Origin of the sequence: Sphingopyxis sp. GW247-27LB (assembly GCF_002277025.1) — a bacterium.
In the GTDB taxonomy this organism is placed as follows: Bacteria; Pseudomonadota; Alphaproteobacteria; order Sphingomonadales; family Sphingomonadaceae; genus Sphingopyxis.
The window spans coordinates 69467-81847 of the sequence record NZ_NIWD01000009.1 but is presented as its reverse complement, the minus strand read 5'-3'; the positions used below and the strand labels follow the sequence as shown (position 1 = coordinate 81847).

Here is a 12381-nt window from a genome sequence, read left to right as displayed (position 1 = left end):
TTGCGCACCGCCGACAGACCCCACCCCAACCCCTCCCTGCGAAGGGGAGGGGCTAAGGAGACGCCATGAAAATCCTGCTCGTCCTCCTCTTCGCTCCGCTGATCGCGCTGGCGCTCCTCTATTTCATCTTCCCCGGCCGTCTCGTCGCCTTCGGGCGCTGGCTGCTCCGCAAGCGCGGCGGGATGGTGCAAAAGAGCGTGACGGTCGACGGCCGCACCTGGCCCTATCTCGAGGGCGGCGACCCGGCGAAGCCGTTGCTGCTGCTCGTCCATGGCTTCGCGGGCGACAAGGATAATTGGTCGATGATCGCGCCTTACCTCACGCGCGATTATCATGTCGTCGCGCCCGACCTGCCGGGGTTCGGGGAGAATGAGCGCAACCCCGCGCTCGCTTATGACGTCGCGGCGCAGACCGCGCGGCTCAAGGGCTTCGCCGACGCGCTGGGGCTCGATCGGCCGCACGTCGCCGGCAACAGCATGGGCGGCTGGATCGCGCTGCGCTACGCGCTCGACTATCCGGACGCGCTCGCCAGCCTGATCCTGCTCGACAATGCGGGAGTGAAGGGCGCGAACGACAGCGACCTCGAAAAACAGGCGGCGAACGAGGATTACAACCCGCTCGTCATCGCCAATCTGGAGGATGCCGACCGGCTGGTGGCGATGGTCGTCCACAAGCCGCCCTTCATTCCTTCGCGGCTGAAGCCCGCGCTCTATGGCGACGCGCTCAAATATCGCGACCAGCTCGACGGCATCTTCTGGGTGATCGCCACCGAAATGCGCGACCATCCGCTCAACGACCGGCTCGGCGAGGTCCGGGTGCCGACGCTGATCCTGTGGGGCCGCCACGACCGGCTGATCGACGTGAGCTGCGTCCCCGTGCTCGAAGCGGGCATCGCGGGCAGCACCGCGCACATCATGGAGCATGTCGGCCACGTCCCGATGGTCGAGGACCCGAAAGGCACCGCCGCGATCCTCAAGGGCTTTCTTGCCAAGCTTCCATAACCCCCCGTCACTCGAACAGCAGTCGTCGCCCCCGCGCAGGCGGGGGCCGCCAGCGGTTTGCGCGGCGATGAAGGGCGAGGCCGCCAGCGGCCCCCGCCTGCGCGGGGGCGACGGGATGGGAGCGGCCTTGCCAACCTCCCGCAACCTCGCCACTCTCGCCGAAACAGCGGGGAGAGGGTGATGCGGCTGAAGATCGGCCTGCTCGGGGGCGGCAGCTGGGGAACGACGGTCGCGGCGGTCGTGTCGCGCAACGCGCCGATCACGCTCTGGGCGCGCGACGCCGAAACGGTCGAGAGCATCAACAGTCTCCACGAGAACCGCAAATATCTGCCCGGCATCGCGCTGCCGCCGGCGCTACGCGCGACCGCCGACATGGGCGCGGTCGTCGCCGGGGCCGACGTCCTCGTCATGGGGGTGCCCTCGCACAGCTTTCGCGGGGTGCTCGAAGAGGCGAAGCGGCATTTGCGCCCGTGGGTGCCCGTGATCAGCCTGACCAAGGGTCTCGAACTTTCCTCGGGCAAGCGGATGACCGAGCTGATCGAGGAGATACTTCCGGGCCATCCCGTCGGCGTCCTCACCGGCCCCAACCTCGCGCGCGAGATCATGAGCGGGCAGGCGGCGGCGAGCGTCTTGTCGATGGAGGACGAGATCGTCGTGCGCGCGCTCCAGCCGGTGTTCCACTCGGGCCTGTTCCGCGTCTATACCAACACCGACCTGCTCGGCTGCGAGCTCGGCGGGGTGCTCAAGAACATCATCGCGATCGCGGTCGGCATGGGCGACGGGCTGGGCGCGGGCGACAATACGCGCTCGGCGCTGATGACGCGCGGGCTCGCGGAGATCACGCGGCTCGGCGTCGCGATGGGCGGGCGCGCCGAGACCTTCGCGGGGCTCACCGGCATGGGCGACCTGATCGCGACCTGCACCAGCCCGCTGTCGCGCAACCGCCACGTCGGGGTCGAGCTCGGCAAGGGGCGCCGCATCGACGACATCATCGCCGGAATGAACATGGTCGCCGAAGGCGTGAAGAGCGCCCCCACCGTGATCGCGCTCGCCGAACAACATGGCCTCGACATGCCGATCGCGCGCGATGTGTTCGACGTCACGCAGGGTCGGCGCAGCGCGCAAGAGGTGTTCCGCGGCCTGCTGCGCTCGGCCGTCGGTGACGAGGCGCATCCCGGATAGGGTCGATTCTCCGCCGCCCGGTGTTTTTCGCCGATGAAGCGGGAATAATCGGGCGCTCTCCTTCGTTCCTCCTTCTGACGACAGGTCATGAAGGAGACGAACGATGAAGACATGGACCACGCTCGCACTGTTGCTCGCTCTTCCGGCGTCGGTTGCCGCGGGCGGCCCGCGCTACGAAGCGCCTCCGGGCTTCCAGACGCCCGAAATCCGGGACACGCCGATCGCCGGGGTCTACAACCAATATTGGTATAATTATCGCGCCGACATCGCCGAGGCCGAAAAGGAACTCGGCAGCGACCTTCGCCACGCGACCGACCGCGAGGACCGCTGGGATGCCTGGGACGAGTGGCAGACCGAGGTCATCGACGCCGACAAGGATTATGTGAAGGAAATGCGCAAGAAGGGCTATCGCGCCGCGCGCGTGATCCTCGGCTGATCCCGCTGGCGGGTTGTGAAGGGAAGGGTGGGCGCCGCGCGGCGCCCGCCCTTTCCATGCCCCGTCATTGCGAACGAAGCGAAGCAATCCCGAGCAGGCGCATACCGCTCTGGATTGCTTCGCTTCGCTCGCAATGACGATTATGCTGCCTCCCGTGAGGGCGAAAGGGTCAGCGCCGCCAACCGCCGTCCCTTGCCGCACGCTCGGCGCCCGCATCCAGCGCGTCGCCCGCCATCATGTCCGCCGCCGCGGCCGCGAGGCTTCCCGACGCGGCCTGCCGATAGTCGGTCGCCGCCGCGCCGGGCGTCGTCCGCTCGAGCCGCCAGCGCCCGTCGGCGCGGCACCCGATGCCGTCGACCGCGGCGCTTTCGAAGCTCCGGCAATAGCGGCCCGTGCGGTCGCGGAAGCTGAGGCCGATCCGCACCGGCGCATCCGCCGGCTGGTTCGACGCGAGCTGGGTATCGAGCGCTTCGGACAGCGGTCCCGCGGCGACCAGCGCGCCGCCCTGGACCGCGACCGGCTCGGTGGGTAGCCACGGCCGCAGCCCGATCGTCAGCCCGAGCGCCAGCGACGCCGCGATCGCGCCCCATTGCATCGCGCCGAACCGCGCCCGCTTCGCCTCGCGCCGCGCGGCGAGGCTGGTGTCGACGCGGTCTGCGCCCGCGACCAGGTCGAGCAGCCGGTTCGGCACCGCCTCTTCGGCGACGGGGCCGTAATGCGCCGCCAGCGTCGCGGTCAGCGCGCGGTGGCGGGCGATGGCGTCGGCGATTTCGGGGTCGGCCTCGGCGGCGCGCTCGATGCGGCGCGCGGCGATGTCGTCGAGTTCGCCGTCGACATAGGCGGCGATGGTGGCACGGTCGATCGTCATGCCGCTTCTCCCAACAGGTGCATCAGCGTCTCGCGCCCGCGCGCGAGGCGCGAGGTGACGGTGCCGATCGGCACTTCCAATATCTCCGCCGCTTCGCGATAGGCATAGCCTTCGACAAGGACGAGCATCACCACCTCGCGCTGTTCGTCGGGCAGGTGCGCCATCGCGCCATCGACGTCGCCGCGCAGCGCGCCCGCCTCGACATGCGCGGCGCCGTCGCCGGCGACCTGCAGCACGGCCTCGTCGATCGGCTTCTGGACGCCGCGGCGCGCGGCGGCGCGGCGCTCGTCGATCCACAGGTTGCGGGTGATGCGGTACATCCAGCTGTCCAGTCTCGTTCCGTGGCTCCATTGGTCGCGCGATTTCAGCGCGCGCTCGATGGCCGCCTGGCACAGGTCGTCGGCATCGCTCGCATCGCGCGCCAAGCCGCGCGCAAAACGGCGCAGGCGCGGCAACAGCCCGACCAGTTCGTCCTCAAAGCGCATCGCCTGCCTTTTCGCATGACTGCGGAAGAAACGACGACCTTCTATCGTTTCTTCCGCATCCTGCTAAAATTTTTCGTGGATCGCCTTCACCCGCGATGCGTGAGGAGATGGAATGCGACTGCCGACCGCCCTGATGCTGACGCTCTGCCTGCTGCTCGCGGGCGCCGGGCCGCGCGCGTCGGCGCAGATCGCGCTGCCGCCGGTCCAGCTCCCGGAGCTTCCCCCGCTGCCGCGGATCGGCGAGCGACCGCTGATTGACCTCGACCGCACGCTGGGCCGGCTGCGGCTCGACCGGGTCACCGCGCTGCTCCGCGAGCATCCCGACGCGGTCGAGCTCGACCGCGACGACCAGCCCGCGGTGCGCGGCATCCTCGTCGCGGCCGGAGTCGACGCGGCGATGATCGCGCGCGCGGCCAGCGAAGGCTTCGCGCTGGAGAGCCGCGAGCGGATCGAGGGGCTCGATCTCGACATCGCCCGCTTTCGCGTGCCCGACGGCCGCAGCCTGGCGCGCGCGCAGAAACAGCTCGCGAAGCTGCTCCCCGAGGCCGAGGTCGACGCCGACAATCTCTATTTCGCGAGCGGCAGCGGCGGGACCGCCGGCGCTGTTCTGTCCACGGCAGCACTCGCCGCCGCAGCGCCCGGTCGCGCGTCGCTGGGGCTGATCGACGGCGGCGTCGCGGCGCATCCGTCGGTCGCGGGGCGCGTCGAGCAGCGCGGCTTCGCGCGCGGAGCGCCCAGCCCCAGCCGCCACGGCACCGCCGTCGCCTCGCTGCTGATCGGCGAGGGGACGGTGCGCGGCGCCGCGCCGGGCGCGCGGCTGCTCGCCGCCGATGTCTATGGCGCCGATCCCGCGGGCGGCAACGCGAGCGCGATCGCCCGCGCGCTCGGCTGGTTCGTGCAGCGCGGCGCGGCGGTCGTCACGATCAGCCTCGTCGGCCCCGACAACAAGCTGCTCGCGCTCGCGATCCGGCGCGCGCAGGGGCGTGGGTTGCTGATCGTCGCGGCGGTCGGCAACGACGGCCCCGCTGCGCCCGCCGCCTATCCCGCCGCCTACGCGGGCGTGCTCGGGGTGACGGGGGTCGATGCCAAAGGCCATGTGCTTCCCGAGGCCGGCCGCGCGGCGCAGGTCGATTTCGCCGCGCCCGGCGATGCGGTGCTCGCGGCGACGGGGGCGGCGAGCACCGATCGGCTGCGCGGCACCTCCTTCGCCGCGCCGCTCGTCGCCGGACGCCTCGCGCGCCTCTATCCGGCGCCCGCCGTCGGCCGCATCGACCCCGCGATCCGCGCGCTGGTCGCCGAGGCGCGCGACCTCGGCAAGAAGGGCCGTGACAAGCAGACCGGCTATGGTCTCATCTGCGGCGATTGCGGCCGCTGATTTTTTCGGGAAGAAAATCCGCAGCCTCATCGTTCTCCTTCCAGGCCCACCCCTCCGGGCCACAGCATCAGGAGAAGCATCATGGCTTATCGCACCCATATTTCCGCCGCCGCGCTGATCGCCTCGGCGCTCGTCTTCGCGACCCCCGCTTCGGCGCAGCTGCTCGGTGGCAGCGGCGGGCTTGGTGGCAGCCTCGGCGGCACGCTGGGCGGCACGCTCGGCAATCCGACCGGACCGATCGGCAGCACGATCGGCACGACGGGCGACCTCACCGGTTCGGGGCGCGGCGACGTCGACGTCGACCGCCGCTCGGGCCGCGTCCGCGGGCATGGCGACGCCGATGCGCGCGGCAAGGGATCGGCCGACGCCGGGCTGCTCGGCGACACGCTCGGCACCCAGGCGAGCGGTTCGGGCAGCGCGTCGGGCAGCGGCAGCGTCGACGCGCAGGCCGTCGGCACCGATTTCGTCGGTCAGACCGCGCGCGGCGCGGTCGGCACGGCACGGGGCGCGGCTTCGACCGCAACGGGCACCGCGCGCGGTGCGGTCGGGACTGTCCGCGACCGGGCCGGCGGCGCGCTGTCGAACGTCTCGGGCAGCGCGAGCGGCGCCGGTTCGGCCGCGGGCAGCTTCCAGGGCGGCCTCGGCCAGCTCGCCGCGGCGGGCAGCGGCGCTGCTTCGGGCGACGGCATGTTCGCGGTCGCCCCGGGCATGCCCGTCACCGACCCGCGCGGCAAGGTGATCGGCTACGTCCATGACGTGCGCCAGACCGGCCGCGGCGTCGTGCAGGCGGTGAGTGTCGAGGTCGGCGACCGCGTCGCGACGCTTCCGGCGGCCAGCTTCTCGGGCTCGGGCAATGCGCTCGTCACGGGCATGACCAAGGGGCAGCTCAAGGACGAGGCCAAGCAGCAGGAAGCGGACGCAAACTGACGAACAAGGGGTAGCCGGCGGATCCGCCTGGACGCGCCGGCTATCGACTGGACGGGCCGTCTGACCGGGCGGCCCGTTCTTTTTGCGTGGCCCTCAATAACTCCGCGGCATCCCCAGCACATGCTCGGCGACATAGGAGAGGATCATGTTCGTGCTGATCGGCGCGACCTGATAGAGGCGCGTCTCGCGGAACTTGCGTTCGATGTCATACTCGGCGGCGAAGCCGAAACCGCCGTGGGTCTGGATGCACGCCTCGCCCGCGGCCCAGCTCGCCTCGGCGGCGAGCATCTTCGCCATATTCGCTTCGGCCCCGGCATTCTCGCCCGCCTCATATCTGGCAATCCCGTCGTGGACGAGCAGTTCGGCGGCGCGCATCTGGGCATAGGCGCGCGCGATGGGAAACTGCACCCCCTGATTCTGGCCGATCGGGCGGCCGAACAGCACGCGCTCCTTGGCGTATGAGCTCGCCTTCTCGATGAACCACTTCGCATCGCCGATGCACTCGGCGGCGATCAGCAGCCGCTCGGCGTTCATGCCCGAGAGGATGTAGCGAAAGCCCTTGCCCTCCTCGCCGATCAGGTTCGCGGCGGGGATGCGCATATTGTCGAAGAAGACCTCGGTCGTCGCATGGTTCATCATCGTGTCGATCGGCCGGATCGACAGCGTCCCCGCGGCGAGCGCTTCCTTCATGTCGACCAGGAAGACCGACAGGCCGTCGGTGCGGCTCGCGGCTTCCTCGCGCGGCGTGGTGCGCGCGAGCAGGATCATCAGGTCGCTATGCTCGGCGCGGCTCGTCCACAATTTCTGGCCGTTGACGACGTAATGATCGCCATCGCGCTTGGCCGTGGTCTTCAGGCTCAGCGTATCGGTGCCGCTCGTCGGTTCGGTGACCCCGAACGCCTGCAGGCGCAGCTCGCCCGTCGCGACGCGCGGCAGATAGCGCGCCTTCTGCTCTTCCGAGCCGTGACGCAGCACCGTGCCCATCACATACATTTGCGCATGCACCGCGCCGCCGTTGCACCCCTGGCGCTGGATCTCCTCGAGGATCGCCGCGGCGGCCGACAAGGGCAGTCCCGCGCCGCCATAGTCCTCGGGGATCAGCGCGGCGAGATAGCCCGCTTCGCCCAGCGCCGCGACGAACTCCGACGGATATTCGCGCGCGCGGTCCTTCGCCTGCCAATAGGGGCCGGGAAAGGCGGCGCACAGCTTGGCGACCTCTTCGCGGATGGCGGTGTAATCGTGCATGGGTCTCGCTTTCCTCAGATCGGATCGTAGCCGAACACGTCGCCCGACCGCTCGTCGGGCCGGGCGAAGCTCGGGCGGAACGCGGGCAGCATCTCGTCGGCGATCGCCTGCGCGGTCCAGCCCTCGCTTTTCTGCATCGAACGGATCGGGCGCGGCTTCGAAAAGAGGAAGATCTCGTTCTTGCGCACGCCGAAGATCTGGTTGGTGACCTCCTCCGCCGCGTCGCTGGCGAGAAAGGCGACGAGCGGCGCGATCTTGTCGGCGCTCATCGTCTTCATCCGCTCGACCCGCTCGAGTTCCTCGGGGGTCGAGGCGGGGATCGACGCGGTCATCCGGCTCCATGCGAAGGGCGCGATGCAGTTCGACCGCACTCCGGCGCGCGCCATGTCGAGCGCGATCGACTGCGACAGGCCGACGATGCCCAGTTTCGCCGCCGAATAATTGGCCTGCCCGAAATTGCCGATCAGCCCGCTGGTCGAGGTGAAGTGGATGAAGCTGCCCGACCCCTGCTCGCGGAAATAGGGCGTCGCGGCCTTCGACACGTTGAAGCAGCCGTTCAGATGGACGTCGATCACCGCGTTCCAGTCCTCGTGGCTCAGCCTGTGCCAGATGCGGTCGCGCAGGATGCCGGCATTGTTCACCACCGCGTCGATGCGTCCGAAATGCTGCACCGCATCCTCGACGATGCTCGCCGCGCCCTTGGGGTCGGCGACGCTCGCGCCGTTGACGATGGCGCGGCCGCCCGCCGCCTTGATGTCGTTCACCGTCTCCTCGGCGGGCGACAGGTCGGCGCCTTCGCCTTCGCCCGAGGTGCCGAGGTCGTTGACCACCACCGCCGCGCCCTCGCGTGCGCAGAGCAGCGCGATCTCGCGCCCGACCCCGCGCCCCGCGCCGGTCACCGCCACCACCTTGTCCGCCAACAACCCGCTCATGCCGAGTCTCCCATATCTCCGTCGAACCGGGGCTAGGGGAGCGGGGGATATATTTCAATATCTCGAAGTCATTTTCATATATATGAAAGCAAAACACGGCCGTCATTGCGAGCGGCGTAGCCGCGCGGCAATCCAGAGTAGCGGTAACCGCGCTGGATTGCTTCGCTCCGCTCGCAATGACGCAGCAATAGAGCTCGGCCTCTAAACCCCCGCTTCGCCCAGCAACGCCTTCGCTTCGGCGCCCTGCCAGTCGATCGCGCCGACCACCCGCCAGACCTCCTTGCCCTCGGCATCGTAGAGGATGCTCGTCGGCAACGCGCTGCTCGCCGCGTCGAGCAAGGCGTTCTCGGGGTCGATATAAGGCTGGAGCGTTTTCAGCCCGGCCTTCTGGAACCAGGGATCGACGACCGCGGCGCCCTGCAGATCCTGCGCGACCGCGATCACCGCCATCGCCTTGCCCTGTTTCGCCGCGAGCGCGTCGAGCGTCGGCATCTCGGCGACGCACGGCGCGCACCAGGTCGCCCACAGATTGACGAGCAGCGGCTTGCCCTTGAACGCCGCGAGCGTCACCGGCGCGTCGTCGGGGCCGCGGAAGCTCGCGGCGGGGGCCGCCTCGCCGGCGTGGCTGCGGTCGAGCTGATGCTGGAAGGTCTCGACCCCGCGCGCATCCTTCGCTTCGCCGGGCGCAATATTTGCTTGGGACGCCCACGCTTGCCCCCCGTCCTGCTTTTCCCTATCGCAGCCGGCGATCGACCCCGCCAGCAGGATGGCGAGGAGGGCAATTTTCGGGTTTGGGACGCGGTGAATGGCGGAATCTCCGGACAAGAGCAGCATGTGGGGCGGCCGCTTCGGTGGCGGTCCCGCGGCGATCATGCAAGAAATAAACGCCTCGATCCCCGTCGACAAGCGGCTGTGGGAAGAGGATATCGCCGCGAGCCGCGCGCATGCCGCGATGCTCGGCGCGCAGGGCATCGTCGCCGCCGATGACGCCGCGGCGATCGATGCCGGCCTTGCGCGGATCGCCGAAGAGTTCGCGCGCGAAGGCGTGCCCGTAGACCTCGCGCTCGAGGATATCCACATGACGGTGGAATCGCGGCTCAAGGACATCGTCGGCGAACCCGCCGGGCGTCTCCATACCGCGCGCTCGCGCAACGACCAGGTCGCGACCGATTTCCGCCTCTGGACGCGCACCGCCTGCGACCGCATCGACGCGGGATTGAAGGCGCTGCAGGCCGCGCTGCTCGCGCGCGCCGACGAGCATGCCGGCAGCATCATGCCCGGCTTCACCCATCTCCAGGTCGCGCAGCCGGTGACGCTCGGTCACCATCTCCTCGCCTATGTCGAGATGGCGGGCCGCGACCGCGGGCGCTTCGCCGATGCGCGCGCGCGGCTCAACGAATCGCCGCTCGGCGCCGCGGCGCTCGCCGGCACGGGTTTTCCGGTCGATCGTAACGCGACCGCGAAGGCGCTCGGCTTCGACCGCCCGATGGCGAACAGCATCGACGCCGTGTCCGACCGCGACTTCGCATTGGAATTCTGCGCCGCCGCCTCGATCGCCGCGCTCCACCTGTCGCGCCTCGCCGAGGAGATCGTGATCTGGGCCAGCCAGCCCTTCGGTTTCGTGGCCTTGCCCGATGCCTGGTCGACGGGCAGCTCGATCATGCCGCAAAAGCGCAACCCCGACGCCGCCGAGCTGGTGCGCGGGCGCGCGGGGATGCTGCTCGGCGCCTTCCAGCGGCTCGCCGTCATCGTGAAGGGGCTGCCGCTCACTTACTCGAAGGATTTGCAGGACGACAAGGAAACGGTGTTCGGCGCCTTCGACGCGCTCGCGCTGTCGCTCGCCGCGCTGACCGGCATGGTCGAGACGCTGAGTTTTCGCACCGACCGGATGCGCGCGCTCGCCGCCTCGGGCTTCTCGACCGCGACCGATCTCGCCGACTGGCTGGTGCGCGAGGCGGGGGTGCCGTTCCGCGAGGCGCACCATATCGTCGGCGCGTGCGTGAAACGATCCGAGGAGCTGGGCGTTGAACTGTCGGCGCTGCCCATCGCCGAGGCCGCGGCGATCCACGCCGCCGTGACGCCGCAGGCGCTCGCCGCGCTGACCGTCGAGGCTTCGGTCGCCAGCCGCATCAGCTATGGCGGCACCGCGCCCGAACGGGTAAGAGACGCCATCGCCGCGGCCCGCGCCGCGCTGGAGAGTTGACGATGCGAACCCGCCCGCTGACCGCCGTCCTCCTGTCGGCCGCCGCCCTCGCGGCGACGCTCGGCGCGTGCGGCAAGCGCGAGGATCTGAAGCCGGTCGTGGGCCAGGCCCCGCCGGTCATCCCGATCGGCGCGACGCGCCCCCCGACGAACGAGGAGCTGACGACGCCTGACGCGCAGGCCAAGCCCGCGCGCAGCGACGAACTTCTCAAACGCTCGGAACAACGCGAGCCCGACGATTTCGACCTGCCCCCGCCAGGCTGATTTTCGGAAGCCTATCTATTTCCGCTCGTGCTGAGCTTGTCGAAGCACCGTCCTTCTTGCGGCGCTCGCAAAGAAAGAACGGCCCTTCGACAGGCTCAGGGCGAACGGATTCAATATCAGGATCTGTTTGTGGACCATTTTGAACTTCGTGACGGCGTGCTCCACGCCGAAGACATCCCCCTGCCGCGCATCGCCGCCGAAGTGGGAACCCCCGTCTATGTCTATTCGCGCGCGACGCTCGAACGCCATGCGCAGGTGTTCCGCGACGCGCTGAAGGATGTGCCGAAGAAGCACATCGCCTTCGCGATCAAGTGCAACCCGAACCTCGGCGTGCTGCGCGTGCTCGCGCGTCAGGGCTATGGCGCCGACGTCGTCTCGGGCGGCGAGCTCGAACGCGCGCTCGCTTCGGGCATGGCGGCCGAGGACATCGTCTTCTCGGGCGTCGGCAAGACCCGCGCCGAGCTCGCGCAGGGCCTCGATCGCGGCATCGGCCAGTTCAACATCGAGCATGAGCCCGAGGGCGTCGCGCTCGCCGAGATCGCGCTGGCGCGCGAGACGACCGCGAATGCGGTGCTGCGCGTCAATCCCGACGTCGACGCGGGCACCCACGCCAAGATCTCGACCGGCAAGGCCGAGAACAAGTTCGGGGTCGGCATCGACGCCGCGCCCGAAATCTTCGCGCGGCTCGCGGGGCTGCCCGGGCTCAACCTGCGCGGGGTTGCGCTCCACATCGGCAGCCAGCTCACCAGCCTCGCGCCGCTGGAGGCCGCGTTCGAGCGCGTCGGCCGCCTCGTCGCCGACCTGCGCGCCGCGGGGCACAGCATCACCCATGTCGACCTCGGCGGCGGGCTCGGCGTGCCCTATCGCCCCGACGACGATCCGCCGTCGCCCGCCGACTATGGCGCGATGGTCGCGCGCGTGACGAAGGATTGGGACGTCACCCTGATGTTCGAGCCCGGCCGCGTCATCGCGGGCAACACCGGCGTGCTCTTGACCGAAGTGCTGTGGGTCAAGCCCGGCGCGACCCATCCCTTCGTCATCGTCGACGCCGCGATGAACGACCTCGCGCGCCCGGCGCTCTACGATGCGTATCATGATTTCGTCGCGGTCGAACCGGGCGGCGAACGGATGACCGCCTCGATCGTCGGCCCGGTGTGCGAGACCGGCGACACCTTCGCGCGCGACCGCGACATCGACGTCGTGCAATCGGGCGATCTCGCGGTCTTCCGTACCGCGGGCGCCTATGGCGCGACGATGGCGTCGACCTACAACAGCCGCAGCCTCGTCCCCGAAGTGCTCGTCGACGGCGACCGCTACGCCGTGGTCGCCGACCGCATCGCGGCGGGCACCATCATGGCGGCGGAGCGAGTTCCGGATTGGATCGAATAAATCCAAATCCTCCCCGCTCGCGGGGAGGGGGACCGCCGCAGGCGGTGGAGGGGGCTAGCGTCCTGAAGCGATGCT

The 12381-nt window shown here is 69.7% G+C and carries 13 protein-coding genes; 8 read left to right on the top strand and 5 right to left on the bottom strand.

Annotation, left to right across the window (positions count from 1 at the left end; translation table 11 throughout):
* Positions 1–65 precede the first annotated feature (65 nt).
* The 3 genes from CD928_RS12730 (at position 66) to CD928_RS12720 (ending at position 2619) form a co-directional block, all read left to right on the top strand.
* Complete coding sequence (locus tag CD928_RS12730; RefSeq protein WP_095387497.1) at positions 66–1001, top strand: alpha/beta fold hydrolase; 936 nt, start codon at positions 66–68, stop codon at positions 999–1001.
* A 180-nt stretch (positions 1002–1181) separates the two neighbouring features.
* Complete coding sequence (locus tag CD928_RS12725) at positions 1182–2183, top strand: NAD(P)H-dependent glycerol-3-phosphate dehydrogenase (RefSeq protein ID WP_095387496.1); 1002 nt, start codon at positions 1182–1184, stop codon at positions 2181–2183.
* A gap of 103 nt (positions 2184–2286) precedes the next feature.
* The gene (locus CD928_RS12720; protein WP_095387495.1) at positions 2287–2619 is read left to right on the top strand and encodes a hypothetical protein; all 333 of its coding nucleotides are present in this window, start codon (positions 2287–2289) and stop codon (positions 2617–2619) included.
* 169 nt (positions 2620–2788) lie between these two features.
* On the opposite strand, the gene CD928_RS12715 is transcribed toward CD928_RS12720, so the two are convergent.
* Both CD928_RS12715 and CD928_RS12710 read right to left on the bottom strand, forming a co-directional pair.
* Positions 2789–3487 (bottom strand): anti-sigma factor, encoded by a 699-nt coding sequence (locus tag CD928_RS12715; RefSeq protein ID WP_095387494.1) that lies wholly within the window; start codon positions 3485–3487, stop codon positions 2789–2791.
* Positions 3484–3972, bottom strand: a complete 489-nt coding sequence (locus CD928_RS12710) for an RNA polymerase sigma factor (protein ID WP_095387493.1) — start codon at positions 3970–3972, stop codon at positions 3484–3486. The genes CD928_RS12715 and CD928_RS12710 overlap by 4 nt, the downstream gene beginning before the upstream one ends.
* A gap of 112 nt (positions 3973–4084) precedes the next feature.
* On the opposite strand from CD928_RS12710, the gene CD928_RS12705 reads away from it, so the two are divergent.
* Both CD928_RS12705 and CD928_RS12700 read left to right on the top strand, forming a co-directional pair.
* Positions 4085–5347: a S8 family serine peptidase gene (locus CD928_RS12705; protein ID WP_095387492.1), complete on the top strand. Its 1263-nt coding sequence runs from the start codon at positions 4085–4087 to the stop codon at positions 5345–5347.
* An 81-nt stretch (positions 5348–5428) separates the two neighbouring features.
* On the top strand, positions 5429–6274 hold the full coding sequence (locus CD928_RS12700; protein ID WP_095387491.1) for a hypothetical protein: 846 nt from the start codon (positions 5429–5431) through the stop codon (positions 6272–6274).
* Between the two features lie 93 nt (positions 6275–6367).
* Here CD928_RS12700 and CD928_RS12695 read toward each other — a convergent pair whose 3' ends face one another.
* The 3 genes from CD928_RS12695 to CD928_RS12685 all read right to left on the bottom strand — a co-directional run bounded on the left by CD928_RS12695 (position 6368) and on the right by CD928_RS12685 (position 9285).
* Positions 6368–7519 carry an acyl-CoA dehydrogenase family protein gene (locus CD928_RS12695; protein WP_095387490.1) on the bottom strand — a complete coding sequence of 384 codons (1152 nt, stop codon included), beginning with the start codon at positions 7517–7519 and terminating at the stop codon, positions 6368–6370.
* A 14-nt stretch (positions 7520–7533) separates the two neighbouring features.
* Complete coding sequence (locus tag CD928_RS12690) at positions 7534–8451, bottom strand: SDR family NAD(P)-dependent oxidoreductase (RefSeq protein WP_095387489.1); 918 nt, start codon at positions 8449–8451, stop codon at positions 7534–7536.
* Between the two features lie 201 nt (positions 8452–8652).
* On the bottom strand, positions 8653–9285 hold the full coding sequence (locus CD928_RS12685; RefSeq protein ID WP_095387488.1) for a TlpA disulfide reductase family protein: 633 nt from the start codon (positions 9283–9285) through the stop codon (positions 8653–8655).
* Here CD928_RS12685 and argH point away from each other — a divergent pair.
* The 3 genes from argH to lysA all read left to right on the top strand — a co-directional run bounded on the left by argH (position 9284) and on the right by lysA (position 12306).
* On the top strand, positions 9284–10654 hold the full coding sequence (gene argH, locus CD928_RS12680; RefSeq protein WP_095387487.1) for an argininosuccinate lyase: 1371 nt from the start codon (positions 9284–9286) through the stop codon (positions 10652–10654). The two genes, CD928_RS12685 and argH, sit on opposite strands and share 2 nt — an antisense overlap.
* Positions 10655–10656: 2 nt before the next feature.
* On the top strand, positions 10657–10917 hold the full coding sequence (locus CD928_RS12675; protein ID WP_176473574.1) for a hypothetical protein: 261 nt from the start codon (positions 10657–10659) through the stop codon (positions 10915–10917).
* Between the two features lie 129 nt (positions 10918–11046).
* Positions 11047–12306, top strand: a complete 1260-nt coding sequence (lysA, locus tag CD928_RS12670; protein WP_095387486.1) for a diaminopimelate decarboxylase — start codon at positions 11047–11049, stop codon at positions 12304–12306.
* Positions 12307–12381: the final 75 nt, after the last annotated feature.